Here is a 26,513-nt window from a genome sequence, read left to right as displayed (position 1 = left end):
GTTCGCAGTTCGGGTGATGAGGTCAAAACAAAGCCCGCCGGGGATGCGTTCCCGCAGCGGGCACTGGCAACATTATCTCAGGTGCGCGGGGCCGCCCGGCGGCCCCGCATGGCGCCCAGGCGGCGTTCAGGCGGCGTTCAGCAGCGGCAGCAGGCCGCCCTGCCCGTCCAGCGCCATCAGGTCGTCGCAGCCGCCCACATGGGTGCCGCCGATGAAGATCTGCGGCACGGTGCGCCGGCCCGTGCGCTCCATCATCTTCAGCCGCTCGTCGGGGCTGGCATCGACGCGGATCTCGTCGATCTGCTCCACGCCCTTGGCTTTGAGGATCTGCTTGGCGCGGATGCAGTAGGGGCAGACGGCCGTGGTGTACATGGTGACGGATTGCATGGGAAGGGGCACTTTTTTCTGAAGAAGGAACCGATCAGTCAGCCGGCAAAAACAGCCGCGAAGCAGGCCATACCAGGGCCACCGCGGAACCGGCTCCGCCAGGCCGCTGGGTGCGCCCCCTTGGGGGAGGCGCCGCAGGCGCTTCGGGGGGAGGTCAATTCACGCGCTTTCTATCGGGAGGTTAGCGTCTTTCCACGCCTTGAGCCCGCCGCCCAGCGCTTGGGCCTGCTCGTAACCGAGTTTCTTCGCCACGGCCACGGCGCGGTTGGCGCGGGCGCCCGTGGCGCAGACCAGGATCACCGGCAGCGCCTTGTTCTTCACCGTGGCCGCGAGCTTGTCCTCGAGCTGGCCGAACGGCACGTTGCGGGCACCGCCCACGTGGGCCCGGGCGTACTCATCGGCCTCGCTCACGTCGATCACCACCGCCTTCTCGCGATTGATCAGCTGCACGGCCGCGGCGGTGGTCAGCGCGCCGCCGGTGGCGCCCTTGAGCACGGGCCACAGCAGCATGCCGCCCGAAGCCAGCGCGACGGACAGCAGCATCCAGTTGTCGATGATGAATTTCACGGTTTTCCTTAGACGTTCGAGGGATGGGTAACCCGCAATTTTAGAATGTCGGGTTCTGCATGTGAATTTATAGGGCTGCCATGTACAAACTCGTGCTGATCCGCCACGGCGAATCGACCTGGAACCTCGAGAATCGCTTCACCGGATGGACTGACGTGGACCTGACCGCCACCGGCGTGGAGCAGGCCAAGAACGCCGGCCGCCTGCTGAAGGCCGAGGGTTACGAATTCGACCTGGCCTACACCAGCGTGCTCAAGCGCGCCACCCGCACCCTGTGGCACACGCTGGACGAGATGGACCGCACCTGGCTGCCCGTGATGCACTCCTGGCGCCTCAACGAGCGCCACTACGGCGCGCTGCAGGGCCTGAACAAAGCCGACATGGCCAAGCAGTACGGCGACGCCCAGGTGCTGGTGTGGCGGCGCAGCTATGACACGCCGCCGCCGGCGCTGGAGCCGACCGATCCGCGCAGCGAGCGCGGCGACATCCGCTACGCCCGCCTCAGCCCCGAGCAGATCCCCCTCACCGAGTGCCTGAAGGACACGGTGGCGCGCGTGCTGCCGTTCTGGAACGAGGCCATGGCGCCGGCCATCCGGGCCGGCAAGCGCATCGTGGTGGCGGCCCACGGCAACTCGATCCGGGCCCTGGTGAAGTACCTGGACGGCGTCTCCGACACCGACATCGTGGGGCTGAACATCCCCAACGGCATCCCGCTGGTGTACGAGCTGGACGCGTCGCTCAAGCCGCTGCGCCACGACTACCTGGGCGATGCCGAGGCCGCCGCCCGGGCCGCGGCCGCCGTGGCCTCCCAAGGTAAAGCCTGAGTAAACGCCGCGCCCGGCGGCGCATACCCCCACGGCCTGCGGAACCGTTACGCCGAGCACCGTTCCAAGGTGTATATTGAACCGGTAGAGGATTTTTATGAGCCAGAAACTCAAAATAGCAGGCTGGATTTCGATCGGTGCCATTGCCGGCGTGCTGACCACGGTTTCGTTGCAGACCGTGGCCCGTGGGACGCTGGCGCCGCTGCCGCTGGAAGAACTGCAGCAGCTCGCCGCCGTGTTCGGCATGGTCAAGACCGATTACGTGGAGCCGGTGGACGAGAAGAAGCTCATCACCGACGCGATCTCGGGCATGGTGTCGAGCCTGGACCCGCATTCGCAGTACTTCGACAAGAAGTCGTTCAAGGAATTCCGCGAGGGCACCTCGGGCCGCTTCGTCGGCGTGGGCATCGAGATCACGCAGGAAGACGGGCTGGTCAAGGTGGTGTCGCCGATCGAGGGCTCGCCGGCCTTTCGCGCCGGGCTCAAAACCAATGACCTGATCACCAAAATCGACGACACCGCCGTCAAGGGCCTGTCGCTCAACGACGCCGTCAAGAAGATGCGCGGCGAGCCCAACACCAAGGTCTCGCTCACGATCTACCGCAAGGACGAGAACCGCTCGTTCCCGGTGACCATCACGCGCGAGGAAATCCGCACCCAGTCGGTGCGCGGCAAGGTGGTCGAGCCGGGCTACGCCTGGATCCGCCTGAGCCAGTTCCAGGAACGCACGGTCGACGACTTCGTCAAGAAGGTCGAGGAGATCTACCGCCAGGAGCCCCACCTCAAGGGCCTGGTGCTCGACCTGCGCAACGACCCGGGCGGCCTGCTCGACGCGGCCGTGGCCATATCGGCGGTGTTCCTGCCCGAGAACGTGACCGTGGTCTCCACCAACGGCCAGCTGGCCGAGAGCAAGTTCACCTACAAGGCCGCGCCCGAGTTCTACCAGCGTCGCAGCGGCGCCGACCCGCTCAAGCGCCTGCCGGTGGCCCTCAAGACCGTGCCGCTGGTGGTGCTGGTCAACGAAGGCTCGGCCTCGGCCAGCGAGATCGTGGCCGGCGCGCTGCAGGACCACAAGCGCGCCACGCTGATGGGCAGCCAGACCTTCGGCAAGGGCTCGGTGCAGACGGTGCGCCCGCTCGGTCCCGACACCGGCCTGAAGCTCACCACCGCGCGCTACTACACGCCCAGCGGCAAGTCGATCCAGGCCAAGGGCATCGTGCCCGACGTCATGGTGGACGAAAGCGTGGAGGGCAGCCCGTTCGCCGCCCTGCGCATGCGCGAAGCCGATCTCGAGAAGCACCTCAACAGCGGCCAGGGCGAAGAGAAGAAGGACGAAGCCCGCGAAAAGGCCCGCGAGGAAGCCCGCAAGAAGCTCGAAGAGGAAGCCAAGAAGCCCGTGGCGGACCGCAAGCTGCCCGAGTTCGGCAGCGACAAGGACTTCCAGCTGGCCCAGGCCATCAACCAGCTCAAGGGGCAGCCGGTGCTGGTCAGCAAGACCCAGACCGAGCGCCCTGAAGAGAAGAAAGAAAACTAGGCTCCGCGCCCGGCACGGCGCCTCCCGGATCAAGGCCCCGCGTTGCGGGGCTTTTTTTCTGCCGCGACAATGGCCCCATGACCGACGACCAGCTCCTGCGCTACTCGCGCCACATCCTGCTCGACGAGATCGGCGTCGAGGGGCAGCAGCGCCTGCTCGCGGCGCGGGCCCTCGTCATCGGCGCCGGTGGCCTGGGCTCGCCCGTGGCCCTCTACCTGGGCGCAGCGGGCGTCGGGCAACTGACCCTGGTGGACCACGACACGGTGGACCTGACCAACCTGCAGCGCCAGATCGCCCACACCCTGGCGCGCATGGGCCAGCCCAAGGCCATCTCCGCGCAGCAATCCGTCGCGGCCCTCAATCCGGATGTGCGGGTCACGCCGGTCGTGGCGCGCGCCGATGCCGCGCTGCTCGACGAGCTGGTGAGCCAGGCCGACGTGGTGCTCGACTGCTGCGACAACTTCGCCACGCGCCAAGCCGTCAACGCCGCCTGCGTGAAGCACCGCCGGCCGCTGGTGTCGGGCGCGGCCATCCGCTTCGACGGCCAGGTCAGCGTGTACGACCCGCGCAGCAGCCACTCGCCCTGCTACGCCTGCGTGTTCCCGCCTGATGCAGAGGTGGAGGAAACCCTGTGCGCCACGCTCGGCGTGTTCGCGCCGCTGGTGGGCATCATCGGCGCCGTGCAGGCCGCCGAGGCGCTCAAGCTGCTCAGCGGCGCCGGCACCTCGCTGGCCGGCCGGCTGCTGATGCTCGACGGCCGCAGCATGGAATGGAGCGAGCTGCGCCTGCCGCGCAACCCGTCATGCCCCATCTGCGGCGACCGGCACGGCGGCTGATGCTGCCAGCGTCGGAAGCAGCTTCTACGAAACATGCGCCCAAGCATCGCCATGCCAGTGCACCCGTGGAACCGGCTTGGCCGGGCCACCGGGTGGCCTTGCAGGCCGCGCCGGGCCAGTGCCCCGGCTCTTCGCCAGTCACAAAAGGTCCACTGGACCTTTTGTGTAAGGGCTCAGCCCCCTTCGCGTAGCGGAAGGGGGGAGGCGTAGCGCAAAGCGCGAAGCCTGGGGGTTGCTTTACTTCAAGTTGCCGTGATCTTGGCCGTCTTGATGATGCGGCTCCAGCGTTCCACCTCACCCTTGAGGAACACCGCGAACTCGTCCGCGCCCTTGGGGCTGACCCGGAAACCCTGCTGCCGGGCGCGCTCCTCGACTTCGCGGCTGAACATGATCTTGATCATCTCGCGCGAGTATTTGTCGACGATGGCGTCGGGCGTCTTCGACTGGATCATCGCGGCGGTCCAGTTCTCCACGAACAGCCCCGGCATGCCGGCTTCCAGCGTGGTGGGCACGTCGGGCACCTGCGGATGGCGGCCCAGGCTGCAGATGGCCAGCGCGCGCAGCTTGCCGCCCTTCACATGGGCCACCGACTCGGGGAAGTTGGAGAAGATCACGTCGAGCTGGCCGCCGATCAGGTCGGTCATGGAGGGTGCGCCGCCGCGGTAGGGTACGTGCGTCATCTTGGTCTTGTTCAGGTCGTTGAACAGCGCCATGGTGAGGTGCGGCGGCGTGCCGTTGCCGCTGGAGCCGGCGTTGAGCTGCCGGGTCTTGGACACCGCGATCAGATCCTGCAAGTCCTTGATCGGGCTGTTGGCCGGCACCACGATCAGCATCGGCGAGCCCGCCAGCAGGGCCACCGGGCGCAGATCGCGCATGAAGCTGTAGGGCGCATTGGGAAACAGCGCCACGTTGGCCGCGTGCGTGAGCGTGATGGCCAGCAGGCTGGAGCCGTCTGGCGCCGACTTGGCCACCTGCTCGGCGCCGATCTGCGCGTTGCCGCCGGCCTTGTTCTCGATCAGCACAGGCACCTTCCAGGCTTCATTGAGCTTCTGCCCGACGATGCGGGCCATCACGTCGGTCAGCCCGCCCGGCGCGAACGGCACCACGTACTTGATGTTGGTTCCCGACTTGGGGAAATCGGCCTGTGCGGCGCTCAGGCCGGACCATCCGGCCAGCGAGGCACCTGCGGCCCCCATCACGATGTCACGACGCTTCATGTCTCATCTCCTTCCTCTGGTGAAAAAAAGTCAACTGGCAAGCTGGTCGAGCGACTGGTACAGGGCCTGCGGAATCGTCAGGCCCTGCACCCGCGCCTTGGCTTCGAGCTGCAGGCGCCGTGCGCCCGCCAGCCGGACGCCATCATCCTTGAGTATCTCCGCCATCAGCGTTTCCATGCGCTCGTAGTACACCTGCGCGCCAGCCAGCGCGCCCGGGTCAATCACGATGAAGGCCTGGCCGATGCGCGGCGCGTTGCCTTCGTCCACGAAGAACGACGAGGCCTCGAAGCCGAACTGCGCGCCGATCACCGCCGTCACCAGCAGCTCGACGATCAGCGCCAGCATCGAGCCCTTGGGGCTGCTGACGGCCCCGATCGGCAGCATCGAGCCTTCCAGGCCGGCACGGGGGTCGGTCGTGGGCTGGCCGTCCTTGTCCAGCGCCCAGCCCAGGGGAATCGGCCGGCCCTCCTTGGCCGCCACCATGAGCTTGCCGCGCGCCACCTCGCTGAGCGACAGGTCGATCAGCAGCGGATCGGCGGCGCGGCGCGGGAACACCGCGGCCACCGGGTTGGTGCCGAACACCGGATGGCGCCCGCCTGCCGCGGGCATGGCGGCCGGCGAATTGGCAAAACCGAGTCCCACCAGGCCGGCGGCCGCGGCCGCGCGCAGGTGGTCCACGACCACGCCGCAATGGTGGCTGTGGGTCACGCCCGCGAAACAAACGCCCAGTTCCTGCGCCGTGGCCACGGCCTCGCGCACGGCCAGGTCGCAGGCCGGAAAGGCCAGGCCCTGGCAGGCATCGACCAGCACGGCCGCGCCCTTGCGCCGCGCCACCTCTGCCACCGCCGCGCCATCGGCGCGCCCGTTGCGCAGGTGCGTGGCGTACTGCGCCACGCGGCTCAGGCCGTGCGAGGCCAGGCCCTGGGCCTCGGCCAGCACCAGCGCGCGCGCCGTGCTGGCGGCCATGGCCTCGTGGGCGCCGGCCCGGCGCAGCGCGCGCGCGGCCAGTTCCGTCGCTTGATCCCAGGACAGCAGTTGCACCACTTCAGCTCACCTCGGCGGCCAGGGCTTGCAGCACCCGTTCCGCGATCATGAACGACACGCGTTCGTTGGACTCGGCGCTCACCCCGGAGATATGCGGCGTGAGCACCAGGTTCGGACAATCCTCCAGCCCAGGACTGGGCGGCAGGGGCTCGGCATCGAACACGTCGATGGCGCCGCCGCCGAGCTGGCCCGAGCGCAGCGCCGCCGCCAGGGCGGCCAGGTCCACGATGTGGCCGCGCGAGGTGTTGATCAGCACCGCGCCGCGCTTCATGGAAGCGATGCGCGCCGCGCCGAACAGCCCGCGCGTGGCCTCGACCAGCGGCACATGCAGGGTCACCACATCCGACTGGCCGATCACTTCATCCAGCGTGGCGCAGCGCACGCCGGCCTGCCCGAAGACGGCATCGCCCGCGCCCAGCAGCGCATCGTAGGCGATCACGTCCATGCCGAGCCCGCGCGCCAGCCGCGCCGTGGTCTGGCCGATCGAGCCGAAGCCGATGATGCCCAGCGTCTTGCCCGCCGTTTCGCGGCCCTGGCTCAGGGCGTTGCGCGGCCAGCGGCCCTGCGCCACGTCGGAGCTCGAAGCGAAGGCGCCGCGCAGCAGCAGCATGGCCGAGGCCACCACGTACTCGGCCACGCTCAGGGCATTGGCGCCGGTGGCCGGGATCACCTGCATCCCCTGCGCCTCGCAGGCCGCCACGTCGATGTTGTCGAGCCCGACGCCCAGGCGGCCCACGACCCGGCAGCGCGCCAGGGCGCGCACCAGATCGCCGCGCACCTGGGTGCGGTTGCGCACGACCAGGGCGTCGCAGGCGGCGGCCTCGGCCTGCAGGCGCAGCGCGTCATCCACGAGGCCTGGGTCGTACAGCACCTCATGGCGCGGCCGCAGCAGCGCCACGGCGCGCTCGTCCATGAACTCGCTGATGACGATGCGCGCCATCAGGCCGACTCGAACAGGCGCGTCAGCACGAACTCGCGGTGGCCCAGCGCCTCGGCCGCGGTCAGGCGGCCGTTGGCGGTGCGCAGCATGCATTCGAGCAGCTTGTCGCCAGCTTGGTCGAGCGTGATCTCGCGCTGCAGCAGGCCCGAGGTGTCGACGTCGATGTGCTCGCTCATCAGGCGCACGGTGCGCGGATTCGCGCAGATCTTGATGACCGGCACGATCGGGTTGCCGATCACGTTGCCCTGGCCCGTGGGGAAGAAATGCACCGCGTAGCCCGAGGCCGCGCACAGCGTCACCATCTCGGCGGCGGCCGAGGACGAGTCCATGAACCACAGGCCCGGGTGCGTGGGCATCTCGGCCTTGTCGATCACGCCGTCGACCGTGCACTTCTTGCCGATCTTCTGGATGTTGCCCAGCGCCTTCTCCTCGATGGTGGTGAGGCCGCCGGCGATGTTGCCCTTGGTCGGCTGGCTGTCGGACAGGTCGCTGGTCTTGTGGCGGTTGATCATGTCCTGGTAGCGGTTGAACATGAACATGAACTGCTCGCGCACGGCGTCGCTGGCGCAGCGCTCGGCCACGATGTTCTCGCCACCGGTGATCTCGCTGGTCTCGCCGAAGCACAGGTAGTTGCCCAGCGGGTGCAGCTTGTCGAAGGCATTGCCCACGGTGGGGTTGGCGCCGCAGCCCGAGGTGGTGTCGGATTCGCCGCACTTGGTGGACACCCAGAGCTCGGAGATGGCGCAGACCTCGCGCTGCTTCTCGCTGGCCCACTGCACATACTCGCGCGCGGCCTGGCTGGCGCGCATGATGGTGTCGTGGTCGCCATGGCCTTCGATGCCGAAGCCCGTCACCGGCTTGCCGGTGGTGGCGATGCCGTCCACCACCTTCTTGGTCCAGCCGTCCTCGATGCCGATGACGACGACCGCCGCCACGTTGGGGTTGCAGCCCGCGCCGATCAGCGTGCGGAAATGCAGCTCCAGGTCGGCGCCGAACTGCAGGCGGCCATAGGGGTGCGGGATCGCCATCGCGCCCTTGATGTTGTGGGCCACGGCCTCGGCCGCGGCGTTGGACAGGTCGTCCAGCGGCAGGATGATGACGTGGTTGCGCACGCCCACGCGGCCGTTCTCGCGGCGGTACCCGAGGAAAGTTGTGTTCTTGTCAATGACGCTCATGAAATGCTCCGAATATGTTTGATGCCCGTGTCTTTTCCAACAGACGCCGTGGCACTGGCTTCACCAGGCCACGGGCGTCGCTCCCCTTGGGGGGAGGCGGCCGCAGGCCGCTTCGGGGACTTACCACCTCTTGGTCTTGATGTTGTGCACGTGGGCGTGCTGGCCGGCCTGGATCGGCGCCACCACCTTGCCCATGTCGATGCCGTACTTCCACACGGTGTCGCCCACGGCCATGTCCTTGAGCGCGACCTTGTGGCCGATCGGGATGTCCTGCTGGGCCTTGACGTCGATCATGCGGTCCTCGTCCATGATCCAGCCGGTCATGGCCGTGCCGGCCTTCACACCTTCCACCACCACGACGGCCACGGTGTCCTTGGCGTCATGCAACACGAAATGAATCATTGAGTCTCCAGATTGCGGGGTCACGGAAATGCCGCAGTCTAGTGAGCGCTTTTCCGGTGTCAATCAAGTCATCTGAATGACCTGGATGTATGGAGAGGTGCCGCTACACTCGGGCCGTGAACCTTCGCTCCACCCCCCATGGCCTGCTGCCGCTGACCGACACCGGCTCGGTCCCCCTGTACCGGCAGGTCAAGCGCGAACTGTTGCGCCTGATCGAATCCGGACGCTGCGGACCGGGCGAGACGCTGCCCAGCGAAACCGAGATCTCGCGCGCGCTGCAGGTCAGCATCGGCACGCTGCGCAAGGCCGTCGACGAGCTGGTGCATGAACACGTGCTGGTGCGGCGCCAGGGCAAGGGCACCTACGTTGCCCTGCACAACGACGACCGCTTCCTGTTCCACTTCTTCCATGTGGAGCCGCGCCAGGACCTGCGCTACGGCGAGGCCGGGCCGGAGCGCGAATACCCGCTGGTGGAGTGCGTCGAGTTCGAGAAGGCCCGCGCCGACGAGATGGAGGCCGCCGCCCTGCGGATCAAGCCGGGCGATCCGGTGTTCCGCATCGACAACCGGCTGTCGCTCGACGGCCGCGCCGTGGTGCACGACCACCTCGTCATCTCGGCCCTGCTGTTCAAGGGCCTGACCGAGAAGTGCTTCAGGGAGCGCCCCAGCACGATCTACAACCTGTACCAGACCAACCACGGCATCACCGTGCTGCGGGCCCAGGAACGCGCGCGCGCGACGGCGGCCAGCCGCCAGGTCGCGCGCATCCTCGGCATTCCCGCCGGCCAGCCCGTGCTCGAAGTGCACCGCATCGCGCTCACGTTCGGCGAGAAGCCCGTGGAGTTCCGCATCTCGACCATCAACACCCAGTCGCACGACTACGTGAGCGTGCTGTCCAAGCGCATGTGACGCTATGGATTTGGTAGCAACACTTGACCGCGTGGTGCGGACCTCTGCCGAGATTGCCACTCAAATCCGGCAACAGCGCGAGCGCCTGGATCCGGCCGGGGTGCGGCACAAGGCGCCGGGCGACGTGGCCACCGACATCGACCTGGAAGCCGAGCAGTGGCTGCGCGGCCGGCTGCTGCAGGTCCTGCCCGGCAGCGCGTTCCTGGGCGAGGAAAGCGGCGGCGCACTCACCGAGGCGCCAACCTGGATCGTTGATCCGATCGACGGCACCGCGAACTACGTGCGCGGCTATCCGCAGTACGCGGTGTCGGTCGCCCTCGCCATCGACCGCGAACCGGTGCTCGGCGTGATCGCCGATCCGTGCCGGGGCGAGGTGTTCGCCGCCGCGCGCGGCGCCGGGGCCATGCTCAACGGCCAGCCGCTGCGCTGCGCGAGCCGCGGCGACCCGCTGCAATGCATCGCCGCCACCGTGTTCCCCAAGCCCCGCGCGCCGTTCATGGACGGCTACCTCGACGAGTTCGGCCGCGTGATCCGCTGCTTCGGCCAGGTGCGGCGCAGCGGCTCGATGGCGCTGGAGCTGGCCTATCTGGCTGCCGGCCGGATCGACGCCTTCTGGGAACGCGGCATGGGCGCCTGGGACGCGGCGGCCGGCATCGTGCTGCTGCAGGAAAGCGGCGCGCGCATCGCGGCCCGGGACGGCCGGCCCCTGCTGGACAGCCAGTTCCTGTGCGCCGCCACGCCGGCCATCGAGGCCGCGTGGCAGCACTGCCTGCAGCCCGGGCGCTGAAGCTTCTTCCCCTGCGCGCCCGTTCGCTGTCGTCCGCAACCGACAGTCGGGGCGGCTGTAGGCTCCGTCCTACGTGTAACCGACACAGTGGCTGGCACAATTATTTTCCGGGCGGGACTACATTGTGGGACGCAGGCTGTTCGATGGCTCGTGGGGCTGCCGGCCACAGCGTGGAAGGCAGCCGGGCCGAGGCCCTGACATCTGGAATCACCGTGGGACTGAGAACATACATCGTTGAAGACAACGCCACCATCCGCGAGAACCTGATCGGGACGCTGGAAGAGCTCACCTGCATCACCGCCGTGGGCACCGCCGAGACGGAGAACGAGAGCCGCGCCTGGCTCGCCCAGAACAGCGAGCAGTGGGACCTTGCCATCGTGGACCTGTTTCTCAAGCAGGGCAGCGGGCTGGGCGTGCTCGAGGCCTGCCGCGACCGCCGCCCCGGCCAGCGGGTGGTGGTGCTCAGCAACTACGCCACGACCGACATGCGCAAGCGCTGCGCGCAGATGGGGGTCGACGCGGTATTCGACAAATCCAATGAGATCGACGCCCTGGTGGACTACTGCATCGCCCAATGCAGCGCCCCCCACAGCGGCAGCTTCAGTCAATGAGGCCGTTTTTCAGCGCGTAGTAGGTCAGGTCGCTGTTGGAGGCCAGGCCCATTTTTTCCATCAGCCGCGTGCGGTAGGTGCTGACCGTCTTGACGCTGAGCGACAGCGCCTTGGCGATGTCGCCCGCGGTCTCGCCCTTGGCCAGCCGGAGGAACACTTGGAACTCACGCTCGGACAACTGCTCGTGGGGCGCGGCCTCGCCGCCGTCCTTGCGGTCGAGCTGCTGCGCCAGCAGCTCCGCCACGGCCGGCGTGATGTGGCGCCGCCCCAGCGCGATGGTGCGGATCGCGTTGACGATCTCCATCGGATCGCATTCCTTGTTGAGGTAGCCGCTCGCGCCCTGGCGGATCAGGTTGACGGCGTAGTGCTCCTCGGGGTAGCCGCTCAGGATCAGGATGCCCACGTCGGGCGCCTTGGCGCGGATCATGGCCAGCGCCTCGATGCCGCTCTGCCCGGGCATGGACAGGTCCATCACCAGCACGTCCAGGGGGACGTTGCGCACCAGGTCGATCGCCTCGCGCCCGCTCGCGGCCTCGCCCACCACGCGCAAGTCCACCTGCTCGGAGAAGAACTGGCGCAGACCCGTGCGCACGATGGCATGGTCGTCCACAATCCCGATTTCAATCATGTCAGTGTCTTTCTCTGTACTCTGTCCGTGCGGGGTGCGCGGTGCCAAGTACGATTATTCACGAATTACTCATTCCGCTGATCGGAGAAGAACATCATGCGCTGGCCTTCAATTCCGAAAATGGCGATCAGCCTGCCGCTCGCCGTGCTGGCCGCCTGCGCGCTGGTCGGCATCAACGAGACCGGGTACAACCAGTCCATGCACGCGGTGCAGAGCATCTCGGAGGCCCAGCAGATCCGGGCCAACGTCAACAAGCTGCTGCAGTACATGCTGGACGCCGAGACCGGCCAGCGCGGCTACCTGCTCACCGGCGACCCGAGGTACCTGGAGCCCTACGACCTCGCGATGAACGACATCTCGAAGAACCTGGACGCCCTGCGCCAGTTCTATGCGGCGTACCCGCAGGAAAACGCGGTGTTCAGCACGCTGGCCCAGAGCGTGTCGCGCAAGCTGTCGGAAATGGACGTGTCGGTGCGGCTGCGCAAGAAGGGCAACGAGGATGCCTGGAAGTTCGTGCTGACCACGGACGTCGGCAAGGAGCAGATGGACCTGATCCGCGAGCAGTCCACGAAACTGATCGCCATCAGCTCGCAGAAGATGGAGCTGAGCCAGGAGCAGATCGCGAAATCGCTGCAGCTCTCGCGCATCGGCATCGCCATGGTGGCCATGGCGGGCCTGCTGGCGTTCTATCTCTACCTGCGCCAGAGCAATGCGCTCAGGCTCGCGGCGCAGCAGCAGCAGCAGGCCCTGCAGCAGGAGCGGGATCTGCTCGGCAAGCTCGTCAGGGAGCGCACCGCCAGCCTGGCCGAGCTGGCCACGCACCTGCAGCAGGTGCGCGAGCAGGAGCGCGGCCATCTGGCGCGCGAGCTGCATGACGAGCTGGGCGCGCTGCTCACCGCCGCCAAGCTCGATGTGGCCCGCCTGAAGTCCCGGGTCGGCGGTGAGTCGGTCGACGTCACCCAGCGCCTGATGCACCTCAACGACACGCTCAACAGCGGCATCGCGCTGAAGCGCCGCATCATCGAGGACCTGCGGCCTTCGTCGCTGGCCAACCTCGGGCTGGTGGCCTCGCTGGAGATCCTGGCGCGCGAGTTCGGCGAACGCTCGGGCCTGGACATCACCACCAGCTTCGAGGCCGCCGACGTGGACGAGGCGACCCAGCTCACCATCTACCGGCTGGTGCAGGAATCGCTGACCAACATCGCCAAATACGCCCAGGCGCGGCAGGTGGAGATCACCCTGCTGAATTACGGCACCTACGTCACGGTGTCGGTGCGGGACGACGGCCAGGGCTTCGACACCACGCGCATCCGCCCGGCCAGCCACGGCCTGGCGGGCATGCGGCACCGCGTCGAGGCCAGCGGCGGGCGGCTCAGCGTGGCGTCCAGCGAAGGCCGGGGCACGCATGTGTCGGCGACGCTGCCCAAGAGCCCGTAGAGCCCTGTGGGTGCCGTCCTACAGCGGCCTCTCGCAGTCACCGACACGCGCGCACGGCGGCCGCTGATGCGGCCCGGCGGGCCTGGGGCTTAACCTGATGCCAGGTGCTTCACCGGAGGAACACCGCCCACGGGAGCCTCCCGCAAGGAGATCGACATGCTGCACTACGCCGTTGTGTTTCTGGTCATCGCATTGATCGCGGCCGTCTTCGGCTTCGGCGGCATTGCTGCCGGCGCGGTGGAGATCGCGAAGATCCTCTTCTTCATCTTCGCGATCATGGCCATCGTCAGCTTCATCATCAGCCTGGTGAAGAAAAGCTAGCGCCTCTCCCGAGGCCGGTGGATGGGGTGCCGTCCACCGGCCAGGCTCCCTGCCGTGGCACCACCGCTCCATCAACCCGAGAAAAGGAACTACCATGAAACACGCTCGTGCCCTCGCTTTCGCCGCCCTGGCAGGCCTCACGGTGCTGACCACCGGTTGCGCCGTGACACGCAACCAGGAGACCGTGGGAGCGTATGTCGACGACACTGCCATCACCACGGCCGTGAAGGCCAAGTTCGTGGACGACACCACCGTCTCGGCCTCGGCCATCAGCGTGGAAACGCTCAATGGCACGGTGCAGCTGTCGGGCTTCGCAAAATCTGCCACCGAAAAGGCCCAGGCCGAAAGGCTGGCGCGCGACGCCAAGGGCGTGCGCGAGGTACGCAACAACATCGTGGTCCGTCCCTGAGCCTCGGCCTGCGGGCCGGTCCACAATGCAAGGCAGGCGCCGGAAGCATATTCCGGCGCCTGCCTTGTTGCATGCACGCCCTGAACGCCCATGAAGATCTTCAATTGCGACCATTGCGGCCACCCGGTTTTCTTCGAGAACGTGACGTGCCTGAACTGCGACAGCACGCTGGCCTTCCTACCCGGGCCGCTCACGCTGGCCGCGCTGGAGCCGGTGCCCGGCGCGGCGGCCCCGGCGCTGTGGCAGCGCAGGGACGGCGAGGCCGACGGCACGCGCTACCGGATGTGCCGCAACCACGACCTGTACCAGGCCTGCAATTTCGCCGTGCCGGCGGACGACGCCAACCCGCTGTGCCTCTCCTGCCGGCAAACGCGGCTCCTGCCCGACCTGTCGGCGCCCTCGAACCTGGAGCGCTGGTACCGCATCGAGGCCGCCAAGCGGCGCCTGTACTACACGCTGGCCCGGCTCGGGCTGATGCCGACCGTGTCCGGCACGGCCCCGGTCGAGGCCCCGGTCTTCGAGTTCCTGGCCGACCTGCCGGGCGAGCCCCCGGTGCTGACGGGCCACCGCCAGGGCGTCATCACGCTCAATGTCGCCGAAGCGGACGACGACGAGCGGGCGCGCCGGCGCCTCGCCCTGCATGAGCCCTACCGCACCCTGCTGGGCCATCTGCGCCATGAATCAGGGCACTACTACTGGGACCGGCTGATCCTGGCGCCGAAACGGCTGGCGTCGTTCCGCGAGGTGTTCGGCGACGAATCCGCCGACTACCTGAAGGCCCTGGAGGCGCACTACGCCGCCGGTGCCAGCGCCGGCGACGCGTGGCAGGAAGCGCATGTGAGCGCCTACGCCACGGCCCACCCGTGGGAGGACTGGGCCGAAACCTGGGCGCACTATCTGCACATGGTGGACCTGCTCGAAACCGCCTCCACCTACCAGACCACGGTGGTGGTGCCGGGCGCCGGACCGGGCCAGGCTGCCGGCGCCTCCGGCCCCGTCGCCAATCCGTTCGCGGCCGGCGACAGCGATTTCGACGAGATGGTGCGCCAGTGGGTGCCGGTGACGCTGCTGCTCAACAGCCTCAACCGCAGCCTGGGCCAGAACGACGCCTACCCCTTCGCGCTGAGGGAAGGCGCCCTGCGCAAGCTGCGCTACGTGCACGACGTCATCCAGGCCTCGACAGGTCCCGCGGCGGCAGCGGCAACGCCCGTTGCCGCTCCGCAGGCCGCGCAAAAGACAAGCCCTCCGGCTGCGGCCTGAGCCCGGCGCAGGCCGCTCATGCGGGGCCGCGCGCCCGGGCGCGGATCAACCCGCCTTGATGGTGAGCTGGTTGTCGACGGCCTGCACGCCCTTGATGCTCTTCGCGATGACTGAAGCACGCTCGCGCGCCTCGGCGGAGGGCGCCGGGCCGGTCAGGCTCACGCGGCCGCCCTGGGTGTCCACGTTGATCTTGATCGCGCTCAGGTCCGGGTCCTTGGCCAGGCCGGCGGTGACGGCCGCCGTGATCGTGGCATCGTCGATCGTGGCGGACATCTTGTCGACCGTCTCCTGGGTCGTGGCCTTGGCGTCCTGCGCCGCGTCTTTCACGGCGGATCCGGCCGCGGCCATCGAGGACTGGGCTTCGTCCTTGGCTTTCTCGGCCGCCTGCTCGGTTTTGGCGACGGCGGAATCGATCTGCTGGCCCACGGTGGCGTTGTCCTGCTGCTTGCTGCAGGCGCCGAGCGCCAGCAGCAGCGCGGCGGCCGAGACCGCGGCGGCGGCCCCGCCGAAGCGGCGGCCGGCAGCGCGGAAATGACTTGAATTCATGAAAGGCTCCTTGGCAATGGGTGGGTCCGGAGGCACGCCTCCAGGACACATTCACTTTAGGCAGCCTGCCAGCCGGGGCGCGTCGGACAAGGCCGATGTTCGTGTAGGACAAGCGGATGACTGCTCAATCCATGCCCCGATGCGTCCGCCCGCCGCGCCGCCGGTCGGCCTTGGGCAGCTCGGCCTGCGCCACCATCGCATCGGCGCGCTGCTGCAGTTCGTCGAGCGCGGCATCCAGCCGGTGCACGTCGCTGCCCTCCAGCACCGACAGCAGGCTGGCATTGAGCTGCACCACCAGCGGGAACAGTTCCGCATACAGGGCCCGGCCACCATCGGTCAGCGCCAGCGCGGCCTGGCGCCGGTCGCCCGGCCGCGGCTGGCGCACCAGCAGCCGCTTGGCCACCAGCGAGGTGATGGCCCGGGAGGTGCGCGCCCGGTCGAGCTGCGCGCGCTCGGCCAGCTGCGACGACAGCAGCCCCTCGTCCTGAGCCAGCAGCGCCAGCACGCGCCACTCGCGCCGCGTGATGCCGAAACGCCCTTCGCACAGCCGGATCACCATGCTGCCGGCCACGCCGAGCAGCCGGCTCAGGCGGTACAGCAGCAGGTCGTCCATCGACTTGGGATGGCCCAGGCGGGGCGCATCAGGCAGGTAGGTCATCAGGGTAAGCCCCATGAATGATTGATTAGAACAATCAATTGTCCGGCCATTACAGTGCCCTGACAAACCTGCACCAGGAGACTCCCCCATGTTCAACCGCTTTCGCGCGTGGCTCGCGCTCACCTGCGCTGCCGCTGCCCTGTGTGCGCAGGCGCAGCCGCTGGACGGCCCGCTGCGCATCGTGGTGGGCTACGCACCGGGCGGCTCGAACGACCGGGTGGCGCGCATCGTGGGCGAGAAGCTGCAGGCCCGCCTCGGCGTGCCCGTGGTGGTGGAGAACCGGACCGGCGCCGGCGGACGCCTGGCGGCCCAACAGGTCAAGGCCACCCCGGCCGGTCAGAACGTGCTGATGCTCGCCAACCCGGCGGTGATGGTGGTGGCGCCGCTGGTGTTCAAGGACAACGGCTACGACCCCGAGCGCGATTTCGTGCCGGTCTCGCACGTCAACAACTACGAATTCGCGCTCGCGGTGGCCTCCGCCGTGCCGGTGCGCGAGCTGTCGCACCTGCTGGCCTGGCTGCGCGCCAATCCCGAGAAAGCCAATTTCGGCGTACCGGCCACCGGCAGCCTGCCGCATTTCTTCAGCCTCATGATGGGCGAGAAGGCCCGGGTCCAGGCGCAGGTGGTCGGCTACCGCGGCTCGGCGCCGCTGCTGACCGACCTCATGGGCGGCCAGGTGGCCGTCGCGTTCGACACCTTCGACACCGCGCTGCCGCAGCATGAGGCCGGCCGGGTCCGCATCCTCGCCATTTCGAGCGACAGGCGCTCGCCCTATGCCCCGGACATCCCCACGTTCAAGGAAGCCGGGCTCGACCTCGTGGCCACCGGCTGGAACACGCTCTACGCGCCGGCCAGCATGCCGCGCGCCAAGGTCGAGCGCCTTGCTGCGGCCGTGCACGAGGTGATGCAGGACCCGGACACCGTCCGCAAATTCGTCGATGCCAAGATGACCCCGGTGGCCAGCACCCGGGCGCAGACCGACGCCATGCTCAAGGCATTCCGCGCGCAGTGGACGCCGGTGGTGCAGAAATCGGGCTACCAGCCCTGAATTCCCAGGAGATTTCATGACTTTCCCGAACTTCCAGCCCGGCCGCCGCCAGGCCCTGGCCGCCCTCGGCGGCCTCGCGCTGGCGCCGCTCGCGTCGCAGGCGCAAGCGCAGACGCAGGGCTTTGCGTCCAAGCCCACCCGGGTGCTGATCGGCGTTCCCGCCGGCGGCACGCAGGACGTGCTGACGCGCGCCGTCGCCGATGCGGTGCGCAGTTCGCTGGGCCCGCTCATCATCGACAACAAGTCGGGCGCGTCCGGCCGCATTGCGGTGGACACGGTGAAGACCGCCGAGCCCGACGGCCACACCCTGCTGCTGGGCACGGCCAGCATGATGACCATGTTCCCCAGCGCCTACAAGAACCTGAGCTACGACCCGATCAAGGACTTCTCGCCCCTCATCAACGCGGCCAGCTTCGAGCTCGCCATGGTGGTGCACAAGGACGTGCCGGCCAGCACCGTGCCCGAGTTCATCGCCTGGGCCAAGACCCAGGGCCCCAACGGCAACAAGGTCAGCTTCGCCTCCTATGGCGCGGGCACGCCCTCGCACTTCCTCGGCGAAATGCTCAACCGCGCCGCCGGCCTGCAGATGGTGCACGTGCCCTACCGCGGCTCCACGCCGGCGCGCCAGGACCTGATGGGCGGCACCGTGCCGGTGTACTTCGACACCGTGGGCGGCGCCATCACCATGCAGCCCACCGGCCGCGTGAAGGTGCTCGCCACCAGCGGCGCCAGGCGCTCGCCGCCGATGCCGGCCATCCCGACCTTCGTCGAGCTCGGCTACAAGGACGTGATCGCCGCGGCCTGGTTCGCCTACTATGCCCCGGCGAAGACGCCCAGGCCGGTGCTGGACCTGCTGCGCGCCGAGCTCACCCGGGCCGTCAACACGCGCGAGGTGCGCCAGCAACTGCTGCTCAACGGCATGTACCCGGTCGGCGACGGGCCCGACGCCCTGGTGAAGACCATGCGCGAGGACATCGAGCGCTGGGCCCGCATCATGAAAGCCACCAACTTCGTCGCATCCGATTGAAACAGCCGCCCGACATCATGGCCACCCAGAACCCCCAGCAGCGCCCCAACATCATCTTCATCGTCGCCGACGACCTGGGCTTCGCCGACCTCGGCTGCTACGGCGGCCGCGAGCCCGTGTCGCCCGTGCTCGACGGCCTGGCCGCCAACGGCCTGCGCCTGACGCAGGGCTACGCCAACTCGCCGGTGTGCTCGCCCACGCGCTTCGCGCTGATGACGGCGCGCTACCAGTACCGCCTGCGCGGCGCGGCCGAGGAGCCGATCAACAGCAAGAGCCGCGGCAGCACCACCCTGGGCCTGCCGCCCGAGCACCCGACGCTGCCCTCGCTGCTCAAGGACAGCGGCTACCGCACCGCGCTGATCGGCAAGTGGCACCTGGGCTACCCGCCGAGCTTCGGACCGCTGCGCTCGGGCTACGAGGAATTCTTCGGCCCGATGTCGGGCGGCGTGGACTACTTCACCCATTGCAGCTCCGCAGGCCACCACGACCTGTGGTTCGGCGAGGAGGAACGCCAGGAGGACGGCTACCTGACCGACCTGCTCTCGCACCGCGCCGTCGACTACGTGGAGCGCATGGCGCAGCAGGACGCCCCGTTCTTCCTGAGCCTGCACTACACCGCGCCGCACTGGCCCTGGGAAACCCGCGACGACGAGGCGCTGGCACAGGAAGTGAAGAGCAACCTGTTCCACCTGCACGGCGGCAACATCCACACCTACCGCCGCATGATCCACCACATGGACGAGGGCATCGGCTGGGTGATGGAGGCGCTGAAGAAGCACGGCCTGGCCGACAACACCCTGGTGGTGTTCACCAGCGACAACGGCGGCGAGCGCTTCTCCGACAACTGGCCACTGGTGGGCGGCAAGATGGACCTGACCGAAGGCGGCATCCGCGTGCCCTGGATCGCGCACTGGCCGGCCGCCATCGCCCCGGGCGGCGTGAGCGCCCAGCACTGCATGACCATGGACTGGTCGGCCACGATGCTCGATGCCGCGGGCGTGGCCGCCGATCCGGCCTATCCGCTGGACGGCCTGTCGCTGATGCCCGTGCTGCGCGACGCCGGGCACCAGTTCCGCCGGCCGCTGCACTGGCGCATGAACCACCGCGGCCAGCGCGCCTTGCGCGACGGCGACTGGAAGTACCTGCAGGTCGACGGCCACGAGTACCTTTTCAACCTGCCCGCCGACGAGCGCGAGCGCGCCAACCTGGCGGCGCGCGAGCCCGAGCGCCTGGCCCGCCTGCGCGCCGCCTGGCAGGACTGGGACGCCACCATGCCGCCGATCCCGGAAGACGCCACCGTGAGCCTGGGCTACTCCGCCAAGGACATGCCGCAACGTTAGGCCGATCGGCCTCATGGCGAAGACCGGAAAACCTGAGCAATGAAGATTGATCCTGAAAATCTGCTCAATTTCCGGCTCTGGAGACTTGTTTCCTTGGCGGGCGCCCCCGTCACGCGACTGTGCGAAGGTCGCTACGGTATCACGCGTCGCGAATGGCATCTGCTCGCCATGCTGGCCCGTGACGGACCGTTGTCGCCCTCGGAGATAGCGCTGCGCGCCTCCCTCGACCGGGCACGTGTATCCAAGGCCATTGCCAGCTTGATCGAGAAGTCTTTGATGCAACGCACGGCCGTACGCGACGATCGGTGTCGCGCGGTCTTGACGCTCACACCGAAGGGCATCAATCTGGCCAACGAACTGTTCCCGCAGATTGATGAGATCAACGAGCGTGTCCTGTCCGCAATTTCGCCGGAAGCACGCGAGGCCCTGTTTGCATCGTTGGAAGCGCTGACGCGGCAGGCGGTCGAGATCAACCGGGAAAATGCGTCGGAGGTCCAAGCCGACCGGCATCGCGGCGGGAGCCGGCGCCGCTGGGTGGGGCGCAGCACCGGGTAGTGAACGCGGCACTGCCGATCCGCCAACATCAGCGCAGGAGATAGTCATCAGGCGCGACTGCCCGGGTCATTTGCCGATACTGCGTCTGTGTTCCGGGAAAATTCGTGACCACCTTGCCTGCAGCATTCATGTAGTAGCTGGTGCAATGCGTGGCCGACTGCGTGGTCGCTCTCAGGTCTTGCTGCAACCCGTCGCAGAAGCGGCGCATCGTGTCGTAACGTACCTCCATCGTGCGAGCTCCGCTGGATACCAACCTGCGTAGCGCATCCATCACATACTGGGCCTGGCACTCCAGCATGAAAAGCACGCTGCCGGGTACGTTGGTATTGGGGCCAAATAGGATGAACATGTTCGGGAATCCATGGACGGTGATACCCAGGTAGGCCTCAGGCCCATCCCGCCAGGCCTCGGCCAGGAGTGCTCCCGCACGCCCACGCACGGTGATCCCGGGCAGGTAGTTGGACGGGTTAAACCCCGTCGCGTAAACGACGAGATCAACCTCCGTGACCCGGCCATTCCGGGTGCATATTCCGGTCTTGGTCAACGTCTCAATCTCCTCGGTGATGACTTCCACATTCGGCTGCTGCAGCACGCGGTACCACTCATTGGAGAACAACGAACGCTTGCAACCCAGGGTGAAACCGGGCGTGAGCTTGGCGCGCAGTGCTGGATCGGGTACCTGCTGCGCCAGGTATTGCATGAACGCATCCTGTGCCGCTTGCGTGGCCGCGAAATCCTTACGCCGCCCCGCCACCGCCTCGAACTCGGAAAAGATGCGCTCCCGCTCAGATAGCGGCTGGCCGGGGGCGATCACGGACTTGGGTACGACGAAAGGCGGCGTGCGCTGGTAGAGCGAGACTTGAGCGGCGATCCGAGCCATCTCGGGAACGATTTGCACGGCACTCGCCCCGGTGCCAATGACGGCCACGCGCATGCCCGTGGCGTCCGTGCCGTCGCGCCATTGAGCAGAGTGAAAGGCTTCACCGCGGAAATCGGCCTGACCGGCCAGACGCGGAATCACCGGGTCATTGAAGATACCCACGGCGGGCACGAAGCATTCGCCCTCCCAGGCTTGGCCCTGCTGGCTGGACACGACCCAGCGTTGCCTGTTGTCGTCGAAGACGGCCTCAGTCACCTGCTGGCCAAAGCGTAGATGCGGGCCGATGCCGTATTTCGCAACCACGTGGCGTATGTAGTCCAGCAGTTCCCGCTGTTTCGGATAACCGGAGGACCATGGGTATTCGACCTCGAAGGAGTATGAATAGAGCACGGCTGGAATGTCGCAGGCGGAACCTGGGTAGTGGTTGTCGCGCCAGACACCGCCGATGTCGTCGGCACGTTCCAGAATGACGAAGTCGTTCACGCCGGCCTGCTTGAGCAGCACACCCAGACCGATGCCAGCGAAGCCTGCTCCCACGATGACAACGCGATGAGCACCATCCGCGGGAAGAGAGTTGGACGAAGTATTCATTCCAGGTAGCCGCCGTCAACGAGAAATGTCTGTCCTGTCGTCATGCAACTCTCGTCGGAAGACAAGAACAGCACGGTATGCGCGATCTCTTCCGGCGCCACGAAGCGGCCGAGCTTGATGCGCGCGATCAGATCGGCATGGCGTTGCTTTGGATCGGGATGGCGCTCGATCAAGCGGCGCAGCATGTCGCTTTCGACCATGCCGGGGTGCACCGTATTGACGCGGATGCGCCGGGCTGCCAGATCGGCCGCGGCCGATCGCATGAGACCCACGACGGCATGCTTGCTGGCGGTGTAGGCGATATTGCGCGGCGCACCCATGAGACCCATGATTGATGAGGTCATGACGAGACTGCCGCCTTCGCGCATGCGCGGGGCAATGTGCTTGACACCGAGAAACACGCCCTTGACGTTGACGTCCATGACCTTGTCATAGACTTCCTCGGGATAGTCGCCCGTAGGTTGAACCAGTCCTTCAATGCCCGCATTGGCGAACAGGATGTCGATGCCGCCGAAGCGAGCGATGGTTGCGTCCGCAACGCGAATCGTGTCCTCTGCAGAAGTGACATCCGCGGTGATCGGCAGCATGGTGACGGAGTCGAACTCCTTGCAGGCTGCATCCAAAGCCGCGCGCTGGGCATCGATGAGCACCAGCCGCGCACCTTCGCGTGCAAAAAGCCTGGCCGTTGCCAGGCCGATGTTGCCGGCCGCACCGGTGATGATGGCGACCTTGTCTTTCAATCTCATGGTGATCCTCTTCAGGGGTAATGCATGTTCACGGATTGGCTTTGAACCCGGATTCCTTGATGACCTCGGACCAGCGCTTGTGGTCACGCGCCATCACCTCCGCCAGGCCCTGCGGACCGATGTTCGCCACATCCAGCCCATAGTCGGCAAGACGCTGCTTCATCGCGGGTTCGTTAACAACCGCCAAAGCCGCGCGGGACAACGCCTCGACAATGGGCTTTGGGGTTTTGGCCGGAGCAAACAGCGCCAGCCAGGCTGAGCCTTCCACCTCGACACCGGCCTCCTTCAGCGTGAGGACCTTGGGCAACAACACGCTGCGCTTCCCCCCCGACGTGGCCAGAATCCGCACCCGGCCCGACTTCTCCAGTTCCAGCACCGCGGACACCGGCGCTACCAGCATGCCAACCTCGCCCGCCAGCAGCGCCTGCTTGGCCGGAGCATCACCACGGTAGGCCACGTGAACCATCGGAGCCCCGACCGACCGGCCGAACATCAACCCGAAGAAATGCGGCAGACTACCGGCCGCGGGTGAGGCAAAATTTGCCATCTGCGGATGGGTTCGGGCGGCTTGCGCGAGTTCGGCGATGGACTTGGGGCCGCTCACGGCATTCACCACAATCGCCAGATCAAAGGTTGCCAGCAGTGCGACGGGCTCGTAGTCCTTGATCGGGTCGTAGCGCAAATTGTCGAAGGTGTAGGGGAAAGTCACCATCGTCGCCAGCGGGGCCTGCATGATGAGGTTGCCGTCGGGCGGCGCAAGCTTCACCGCCTCGGCGGCAAGCATGCCGCCGGCGCCAGGCCGGTTCTCAACAATGACGCTGCGATGCAGCAGCGGGCGCATCTTTTCCGCAGTCAACCGGGCAAGGACATCACCCACGTCACCGGCGGGAAAACCCACCAGTATTCTGAGCGGCGACGCCTCCTGGGCGAATGCCGGCAGCAGGCCTAGGCCGATTCCGCAGGCCAGCAACAGTTGTTTCCAGAATGCCATGACATGTCTCCTCAAAGTTAGCGTTCAATTCAGAAGGCGTGGCGGATGCCCATTTCAAACCCCGAGGATGGACTCCCTGGGCGCGGTGCTACACCACCGCTCACGACATAGGCCGCCTGGCCCTGATTCGTGATCCGGGCATAGGTGGCATAGAGTGCGGTCCGCCTGGACAGGTCGTGGACATAGCCCACCCCATACAAACGCGCCTGATTGGTACGGCGCAGTGATCCGTCCGCATTGGCCAGCGTGGCGGCACTGCGATCATCCAGCCGCGCATGGCTCAGGCGTAGCCGCCCTACCTGACCGACCGGAACGTGCGCGCCGACCTCCCAGGTGTACTTGCGCACATCGCCACCGGCAACCGCTACCTTGCTCAGGTTGTAGAGCGCGAACAGCTTGGCGAAGCCCGCGTTCCATGAAACCCCTAGATTGCCGTGTGTGTAGTCACCGAGCGTCGCTGTCTTGGCATATTGCGTTCGGCCCAAGGCCGCGGCCATGTCGAACGCGCCGGAGCGCCAGCCCAGCCGGACGCTGGTCATGTTGCCGTCCTTGGCGTTGCTGGTGTTGGATGCATTCTCGCCACGCGCCACCATCGCGAGACCGTAGAACCCGCCGAGATCAGGTGGCAACCAATAGCTGATCGAATTGCTGGCCACGACCGTCGTGGGCAGGTTACCAGTGCCCACGGTAGAAAAGGTGAAGTTCGCGGCACGCGCCACACCGTTGGCATTGAACGGGTCAAACTCGAAGATGTTGTAGTGCGTAGGGACGAAATCACGACCCAAACGCAGTTCGCCGAACGATCCGGACAGGCTGACGTAGGAGCGGCGATTGAAAGTCAGGCTGCCATCGCCGACGAAGCCACTGGACTGATTGTTGATATTGGTGAGTTGCCCATGGCCTGTATCGGGGTTAAGGCCACTCTCGAGCCAAAATCCGGCCCGCAGCCCGCCCCCAAGCTCCTCGGTACCGCGCATCCCGATCTGGCTAGCCCCCAGTCCCGATGAGGACACTCCGGTAACCGAACCGTTTCCCCCTCCGATGGTGCGCTGCACACCCACATCCACCACGCCGAAAACCATGGCCGTCGGCTGCGCGCCAGCATGGCCGCACAGTAGCCCGAGTGCAGCACCGCAGGCTTTCATCTTTCGTCTCATCATGTCTCCTCATCGTTTGTCATCAGCCGAGAACTCCGGTCGGCCAGCCGAGCCCGCTGGCAGCGGGCAAGCGAAATACTCAGAGGCATAGCACCGACACCGTTTTGGTGCTGGTGTAGGCCTCCAGCGCCTCCGGCCCACCCTCGGAACCGAAGCCGGAATCCTTGACGCCACCGAACGGCAACTCGGGCCAGGCCGGCGCAGGCTGATTGATCCAGAGCAAACCCAACTCCAGCCGCTGACTCAGCAGATGAGCCGTCTTCAGCGACTGGGTAAAGGCATAGCCCGCGAGTCCGTAGGGCAATCGGTTGGCCTCGGCGATGGCCTCGTCGAGAAACCGGAAGCGTTGCACGGCCGCTATCGGGCCGAAAGGCTCGTCGTTGAAGGCGCGGGCGTCCGTTGGCACGCCGGTCAACACCGTGGGAGAAAAGAAATTTCCTTGCTCGCCAACCCGCGCTCCGCCGGTAGCCAGTTGCGCGCCACGCTGCACGGCATCGCGGGTGAGTTGCTCCATCGCCGCCAGGCGGCGGGCGTTGGCCAGCGGACCGAGCGTGGTGCGCGCTTCAAGACCGTGACCCAGCGTCAGCGACCGCGCATTGAGCACCAACTCACGCACGAATTCGTCGTGAATGGACTCGTGCACCAGAAAACGCGTCGGCGCAACACAGATCTGGCCGGCATTGCGGAATTTGGCGGCCGCACTGGCACGGGCGACCCCTGCGACATCGGCATCCTCCGCCACGATGACGGGCGCATGCCCTCCCAGTTCCATCGTCACCCGCTTCATGTGCGCACCAGCCAGCGCCGCCAACTGCTTGCCCACGGGCGTCGAGCCCGTGAAAGTGACCTTGCGTATGACGGGGTGGGCAATCAGATGGGCCGATATCTGGGCCGGATCCCCGAACACCAGACCGACGGTGCCTGCCGGTATACCTGCATCGACGAAGGCGCGCACCAGAGCGGCGGGCGCGGCCGGTGTTTCTTCCGGCGCTTTGACGAGGATGGAACAGCCGGCCGCCAAGGCTGCCGCCACCTTGCGTACGGCCTGGTTGATGGGGAAATTCCAGGGAGTGAATGCCGCCACAGGCCCCACCGGATCGCGTAGGACCAGTTGCTGCACCGATAGTTGGCGCGGGGGCACCACGCGACCATAGAGGCGGCGCGCTTCCTCGGCGAACCACTCGATCACCTCTGCCGCCATGTGTGTCTCGGCGAGAGCCTCGGCCAGCGGTTTTCCTTGCTCCCGAGTCAGCACATAGGCGATGGCGTCGGCACGCTCACGCATCAGTTGAGCAGCCCGCCGCAGCGCCTGGCCACGTTCGATGGCGGGCACATCGCGCCAAGCCAGAAAGCCGCGAGCCGCGGCCTCCAACGCGCGATCCAGATCAGCGATGGCAGCGTGCGCCACGCAGCCGATGGTCCCACCCGTCGCAGGATCGAGCACAGGCAGGGTGCGGCCGTCGGCGGCATCACACCATTCGCCGTCGATGAGTAGCTGGGTATCGGGGTAGATCATGCGTTGCGTCCATTCCTGTCCAAGGCCCCAGCCAACAAGCCGGCCGCTTCTTTCGAAACGACCCGTCGACACGGGGGTGAGGTGTGATGGGCGCCATCTTCGTAACCCGGCGGCTAATTGTTGAAAACAATTCGCACAGGGAATTACCCTGACCGTTGTGCGACCCCTCGC

The 26,513-nt window shown here is 67.0% G+C and carries 29 protein-coding genes; 14 read left to right on the top strand and 15 right to left on the bottom strand.

The window, feature by feature from the left end; translation table 11 throughout:
- Positions 1 to 126 precede the first annotated feature (126 nt).
- Positions 127 to 387, bottom strand: coding sequence for a glutaredoxin 3 (gene grxC / locus MMF98_RS18140; protein WP_243308241.1), 261 nt, complete (start codon positions 385 to 387; stop codon positions 127 to 129).
- 159 nt (positions 388 to 546) lie between these two features.
- Positions 547 to 954 carry a rhodanese-like domain-containing protein gene (locus MMF98_RS18135; RefSeq protein WP_243308240.1) on the bottom strand — a complete coding sequence of 136 codons (408 nt, stop codon included), beginning with the start codon at positions 952 to 954 and terminating at the stop codon, positions 547 to 549.
- 80 nt (positions 955 to 1,034) lie between these two features.
- On the opposite strand from MMF98_RS18135, the gene gpmA reads away from it, so the two are divergent.
- The 3 genes from gpmA to MMF98_RS18120 all read left to right on the top strand — a co-directional run bounded on the left by gpmA (position 1,035) and on the right by MMF98_RS18120 (position 4,148).
- Entirely contained in the window at positions 1,035 to 1,778 is a 744-nt protein-coding gene (gene gpmA / locus MMF98_RS18130; RefSeq protein WP_243308239.1) for a 2,3-diphosphoglycerate-dependent phosphoglycerate mutase, read from the top strand.
- 97 nt (positions 1,779 to 1,875) lie between these two features.
- Positions 1,876 to 3,312, top strand: coding sequence for a S41 family peptidase (locus tag MMF98_RS18125; protein ID WP_243308235.1), 1,437 nt, complete (start codon positions 1,876 to 1,878; stop codon positions 3,310 to 3,312).
- Between the two features lie 77 nt (positions 3,313 to 3,389).
- Positions 3,390 to 4,148, top strand: coding sequence for a HesA/MoeB/ThiF family protein (locus MMF98_RS18120; protein WP_243308233.1), 759 nt, complete (start codon positions 3,390 to 3,392; stop codon positions 4,146 to 4,148).
- Positions 4,149 to 4,390: 242 nt separating this feature from the next.
- On the opposite strand, the gene MMF98_RS18115 is transcribed toward MMF98_RS18120, so the two are convergent.
- The 5 genes from MMF98_RS18115 to MMF98_RS18095 all read right to left on the bottom strand — a co-directional run bounded on the left by MMF98_RS18115 (position 4,391) and on the right by MMF98_RS18095 (position 8,926).
- Complete coding sequence (locus MMF98_RS18115) at positions 4,391 to 5,365, bottom strand: Bug family tripartite tricarboxylate transporter substrate binding protein (RefSeq protein ID WP_243308231.1); 975 nt, start codon at positions 5,363 to 5,365, stop codon at positions 4,391 to 4,393.
- Positions 5,366 to 5,395: 30 nt separating this feature from the next.
- Entirely contained in the window at positions 5,396 to 6,406 is a 1,011-nt protein-coding gene (locus MMF98_RS18110; protein WP_243308229.1) for an Ldh family oxidoreductase, read from the bottom strand.
- Between the two features lie 4 nt (positions 6,407 to 6,410).
- Complete coding sequence (locus tag MMF98_RS18105; protein ID WP_243308227.1) at positions 6,411 to 7,349, bottom strand: hydroxyacid dehydrogenase; 939 nt, start codon at positions 7,347 to 7,349, stop codon at positions 6,411 to 6,413.
- Positions 7,349 to 8,524 (bottom strand): UxaA family hydrolase, encoded by a 1,176-nt coding sequence (locus MMF98_RS18100; protein WP_243308226.1) that lies wholly within the window; start codon positions 8,522 to 8,524, stop codon positions 7,349 to 7,351. Before MMF98_RS18100 ends, MMF98_RS18105 begins: the two co-directional genes overlap by 1 nt.
- A gap of 120 nt (positions 8,525 to 8,644) precedes the next feature.
- Positions 8,645 to 8,926, bottom strand: coding sequence for an SAF domain-containing protein (locus MMF98_RS18095; protein ID WP_243308224.1), 282 nt, complete (start codon positions 8,924 to 8,926; stop codon positions 8,645 to 8,647).
- Between the two features lie 116 nt (positions 8,927 to 9,042).
- Here MMF98_RS18095 and MMF98_RS18090 point away from each other — a divergent pair, with 116 nt between their 5' ends.
- The 3 genes from MMF98_RS18090 (at position 9,043) to MMF98_RS18080 (ending at position 11,232) form a co-directional block, all read left to right on the top strand.
- A complete protein-coding gene (locus MMF98_RS18090) occupies positions 9,043 to 9,834 on the top strand; it encodes a GntR family transcriptional regulator (RefSeq protein WP_243308223.1) in 792 nt (263 codons plus the stop codon).
- Positions 9,835 to 9,838: 4 nt separating this feature from the next.
- Positions 9,839 to 10,621, top strand: a complete 783-nt coding sequence (locus MMF98_RS18085) for an inositol monophosphatase family protein (RefSeq protein ID WP_243308222.1) — start codon at positions 9,839 to 9,841, stop codon at positions 10,619 to 10,621.
- 212 nt (positions 10,622 to 10,833) lie between these two features.
- Positions 10,834 to 11,232: a response regulator gene (locus tag MMF98_RS18080; protein ID WP_243308221.1), complete on the top strand. Its 399-nt coding sequence runs from the start codon at positions 10,834 to 10,836 to the stop codon at positions 11,230 to 11,232.
- Here the strand turns inward: MMF98_RS18080 and MMF98_RS18075 are convergent.
- Entirely contained in the window at positions 11,222 to 11,860 is a 639-nt protein-coding gene (locus tag MMF98_RS18075) for a response regulator (RefSeq protein WP_243308218.1), read from the bottom strand. The two genes, MMF98_RS18080 and MMF98_RS18075, sit on opposite strands and share 11 nt — an antisense overlap.
- Positions 11,861 to 11,956: 96 nt before the next feature.
- On the opposite strand from MMF98_RS18075, the gene MMF98_RS18070 reads away from it, so the two are divergent.
- The 4 genes from MMF98_RS18070 to MMF98_RS18055 all read left to right on the top strand — a co-directional run bounded on the left by MMF98_RS18070 (position 11,957) and on the right by MMF98_RS18055 (position 15,287).
- The gene (locus MMF98_RS18070) at positions 11,957 to 13,297 is read left to right on the top strand and encodes a sensor histidine kinase (protein WP_243308215.1); all 1,341 of its coding nucleotides are present in this window, start codon (positions 11,957 to 11,959) and stop codon (positions 13,295 to 13,297) included.
- Positions 13,298 to 13,453: 156 nt separating this feature from the next.
- Positions 13,454 to 13,618 carry a DUF1328 domain-containing protein gene (locus MMF98_RS18065; RefSeq protein ID WP_243308214.1) on the top strand — a complete coding sequence of 55 codons (165 nt, stop codon included), beginning with the start codon at positions 13,454 to 13,456 and terminating at the stop codon, positions 13,616 to 13,618.
- A 94-nt stretch (positions 13,619 to 13,712) separates the two neighbouring features.
- Positions 13,713 to 14,027, top strand: coding sequence for a BON domain-containing protein (locus MMF98_RS18060; protein ID WP_243308213.1), 315 nt, complete (start codon positions 13,713 to 13,715; stop codon positions 14,025 to 14,027).
- A 90-nt stretch (positions 14,028 to 14,117) separates the two neighbouring features.
- Positions 14,118 to 15,287 carry a zinc-binding metallopeptidase family protein gene (locus tag MMF98_RS18055; protein ID WP_243308212.1) on the top strand — a complete coding sequence of 390 codons (1,170 nt, stop codon included), beginning with the start codon at positions 14,118 to 14,120 and terminating at the stop codon, positions 15,285 to 15,287.
- Positions 15,288 to 15,332: 45 nt separating this feature from the next.
- Here the strand turns inward: MMF98_RS18055 and MMF98_RS18050 are convergent, their stop codons facing one another.
- Positions 15,333 to 15,833, bottom strand: a complete 501-nt coding sequence (locus tag MMF98_RS18050) for a BON domain-containing protein (protein ID WP_243308211.1) — start codon at positions 15,831 to 15,833, stop codon at positions 15,333 to 15,335.
- A 124-nt stretch (positions 15,834 to 15,957) separates the two neighbouring features.
- Positions 15,958 to 16,491: a MarR family winged helix-turn-helix transcriptional regulator gene (locus MMF98_RS18045; protein ID WP_243308206.1), complete on the bottom strand. Its 534-nt coding sequence runs from the start codon at positions 16,489 to 16,491 to the stop codon at positions 15,958 to 15,960.
- An 88-nt stretch (positions 16,492 to 16,579) separates the two neighbouring features.
- Here MMF98_RS18045 and MMF98_RS18040 point away from each other — a divergent pair, with 88 nt between their 5' ends.
- The 4 genes from MMF98_RS18040 to MMF98_RS18025 are packed head-to-tail and all read left to right on the top strand — an operon-like array spanning position 16,580 to position 20,461.
- Positions 16,580 to 17,539 (top strand): Bug family tripartite tricarboxylate transporter substrate binding protein, encoded by a 960-nt coding sequence (locus MMF98_RS18040; RefSeq protein WP_243308204.1) that lies wholly within the window; start codon positions 16,580 to 16,582, stop codon positions 17,537 to 17,539.
- A gap of 16 nt (positions 17,540 to 17,555) precedes the next feature.
- Entirely contained in the window at positions 17,556 to 18,566 is a 1,011-nt protein-coding gene (locus MMF98_RS18035; RefSeq protein WP_243308203.1) for a Bug family tripartite tricarboxylate transporter substrate binding protein, read from the top strand.
- A gap of 17 nt (positions 18,567 to 18,583) precedes the next feature.
- The gene (locus MMF98_RS18030; protein ID WP_243308681.1) at positions 18,584 to 19,906 is read left to right on the top strand and encodes a sulfatase family protein; all 1,323 of its coding nucleotides are present in this window, start codon (positions 18,584 to 18,586) and stop codon (positions 19,904 to 19,906) included.
- A 39-nt stretch (positions 19,907 to 19,945) separates the two neighbouring features.
- Positions 19,946 to 20,461 (top strand): MarR family winged helix-turn-helix transcriptional regulator, encoded by a 516-nt coding sequence (locus tag MMF98_RS18025; protein WP_243308202.1) that lies wholly within the window; start codon positions 19,946 to 19,948, stop codon positions 20,459 to 20,461.
- A gap of 28 nt (positions 20,462 to 20,489) precedes the next feature.
- Here MMF98_RS18025 and MMF98_RS18020 read toward each other — a convergent pair whose 3' ends face one another.
- From MMF98_RS18020 to MMF98_RS18000, 5 genes are all read right to left on the bottom strand, one after another.
- On the bottom strand, positions 20,490 to 21,932 hold the full coding sequence (locus MMF98_RS18020) for a flavin-containing monooxygenase (RefSeq protein WP_243308201.1): 1,443 nt from the start codon (positions 21,930 to 21,932) through the stop codon (positions 20,490 to 20,492).
- Positions 21,929 to 22,678, bottom strand: a complete 750-nt coding sequence (locus tag MMF98_RS18015) for an SDR family NAD(P)-dependent oxidoreductase (RefSeq protein ID WP_243308200.1) — start codon at positions 22,676 to 22,678, stop codon at positions 21,929 to 21,931. The genes MMF98_RS18020 and MMF98_RS18015 overlap by 4 nt, the downstream gene beginning before the upstream one ends.
- 28 nt (positions 22,679 to 22,706) lie before the next feature.
- Entirely contained in the window at positions 22,707 to 23,669 is a 963-nt protein-coding gene (locus tag MMF98_RS18010) for a tripartite tricarboxylate transporter substrate-binding protein (protein WP_243308199.1), read from the bottom strand.
- A gap of 29 nt (positions 23,670 to 23,698) precedes the next feature.
- On the bottom strand, positions 23,699 to 24,826 hold the full coding sequence (locus tag MMF98_RS18005) for a porin (RefSeq protein WP_243308198.1): 1,128 nt from the start codon (positions 24,824 to 24,826) through the stop codon (positions 23,699 to 23,701).
- Positions 24,827 to 24,905: 79 nt separating this feature from the next.
- On the bottom strand, positions 24,906 to 26,342 hold the full coding sequence (locus MMF98_RS18000; protein ID WP_243308196.1) for an NAD-dependent succinate-semialdehyde dehydrogenase: 1,437 nt from the start codon (positions 26,340 to 26,342) through the stop codon (positions 24,906 to 24,908).
- Positions 26,343 to 26,513: the final 171 nt, after the last annotated feature.

The organism is Variovorax terrae (assembly GCF_022809125.1).
GTDB classification, from domain to species: Bacteria; Pseudomonadota; Gammaproteobacteria; order Burkholderiales; family Burkholderiaceae_C; genus Variovorax_A; species Variovorax_A terrae.
This window is presented reverse-complemented; position numbering and strand designations above follow the sequence as displayed.

What these genes read in the sequence shown, in the direction of transcription:
- grxC (WP_243308241.1), bottom strand. Translation starts at nt 387, where the DNA reads ATGCAATCCGTCACCATGTACACCACGGCCGTCTGCCCCTACTGCATC.
- gpmA (WP_243308239.1), top strand. Translation starts at nt 1,035, where the DNA reads ATGTACAAACTCGTGCTGATCCGCCACGGCGAATCGACCTGGAACCTC.
- MMF98_RS18125 (WP_243308235.1), top strand. Translation starts at nt 1,876, where the DNA reads ATGAGCCAGAAACTCAAAATAGCAGGCTGGATTTCGATCGGTGCCATT.
- MMF98_RS18120 (WP_243308233.1), top strand. Translation starts at nt 3,390, where the DNA reads ATGACCGACGACCAGCTCCTGCGCTACTCGCGCCACATCCTGCTCGAC.
- MMF98_RS18115 (WP_243308231.1), bottom strand. Translation starts at nt 5,365, where the DNA reads ATGAAGCGTCGTGACATCGTGATGGGGGCCGCAGGTGCCTCGCTGGCC.
- MMF98_RS18105 (WP_243308227.1), bottom strand. Translation starts at nt 7,349, where the DNA reads ATGGCGCGCATCGTCATCAGCGAGTTCATGGACGAGCGCGCCGTGGCG.
- MMF98_RS18100 (WP_243308226.1), bottom strand. Translation starts at nt 8,524, where the DNA reads ATGAGCGTCATTGACAAGAACACAACTTTCCTCGGGTACCGCCGCGAG.
- MMF98_RS18095 (WP_243308224.1), bottom strand. Translation starts at nt 8,926, where the DNA reads ATGATTCATTTCGTGTTGCATGACGCCAAGGACACCGTGGCCGTCGTG.
- MMF98_RS18085 (WP_243308222.1), top strand. Translation starts at nt 9,839, where the DNA reads ATGGATTTGGTAGCAACACTTGACCGCGTGGTGCGGACCTCTGCCGAG.
- MMF98_RS18075 (WP_243308218.1), bottom strand. Translation starts at nt 11,860, where the DNA reads ATGATTGAAATCGGGATTGTGGACGACCATGCCATCGTGCGCACGGGT.
- MMF98_RS18070 (WP_243308215.1), top strand. Translation starts at nt 11,957, where the DNA reads ATGCGCTGGCCTTCAATTCCGAAAATGGCGATCAGCCTGCCGCTCGCC.
- MMF98_RS18065 (WP_243308214.1), top strand. Translation starts at nt 13,454, where the DNA reads ATGCTGCACTACGCCGTTGTGTTTCTGGTCATCGCATTGATCGCGGCC.
- MMF98_RS18060 (WP_243308213.1), top strand. Translation starts at nt 13,713, where the DNA reads ATGAAACACGCTCGTGCCCTCGCTTTCGCCGCCCTGGCAGGCCTCACG.
- MMF98_RS18055 (WP_243308212.1), top strand. Translation starts at nt 14,118, where the DNA reads ATGAAGATCTTCAATTGCGACCATTGCGGCCACCCGGTTTTCTTCGAG.
- MMF98_RS18050 (WP_243308211.1), bottom strand. Translation starts at nt 15,833, where the DNA reads ATGAATTCAAGTCATTTCCGCGCTGCCGGCCGCCGCTTCGGCGGGGCC.
- MMF98_RS18045 (WP_243308206.1), bottom strand. Translation starts at nt 16,491, where the DNA reads ATGACCTACCTGCCTGATGCGCCCCGCCTGGGCCATCCCAAGTCGATG.
- MMF98_RS18040 (WP_243308204.1), top strand. Translation starts at nt 16,580, where the DNA reads ATGTTCAACCGCTTTCGCGCGTGGCTCGCGCTCACCTGCGCTGCCGCT.
- MMF98_RS18035 (WP_243308203.1), top strand. Translation starts at nt 17,556, where the DNA reads ATGACTTTCCCGAACTTCCAGCCCGGCCGCCGCCAGGCCCTGGCCGCC.
- MMF98_RS18030 (WP_243308681.1), top strand. Translation starts at nt 18,584, where the DNA reads ATGGCCACCCAGAACCCCCAGCAGCGCCCCAACATCATCTTCATCGTC.
- MMF98_RS18025 (WP_243308202.1), top strand. Translation starts at nt 19,946, where the DNA reads ATGAAGATTGATCCTGAAAATCTGCTCAATTTCCGGCTCTGGAGACTT.
- MMF98_RS18020 (WP_243308201.1), bottom strand. Translation starts at nt 21,932, where the DNA reads ATGAATACTTCGTCCAACTCTCTTCCCGCGGATGGTGCTCATCGCGTT.
- MMF98_RS18015 (WP_243308200.1), bottom strand. Translation starts at nt 22,678, where the DNA reads ATGAGATTGAAAGACAAGGTCGCCATCATCACCGGTGCGGCCGGCAAC.
- MMF98_RS18010 (WP_243308199.1), bottom strand. Translation starts at nt 23,669, where the DNA reads ATGGCATTCTGGAAACAACTGTTGCTGGCCTGCGGAATCGGCCTAGGC.
- MMF98_RS18005 (WP_243308198.1), bottom strand. Translation starts at nt 24,826, where the DNA reads ATGAGACGAAAGATGAAAGCCTGCGGTGCTGCACTCGGGCTACTGTGC.
- MMF98_RS18000 (WP_243308196.1), bottom strand. Translation starts at nt 26,342, where the DNA reads ATGATCTACCCCGATACCCAGCTACTCATCGACGGCGAATGGTGTGAT.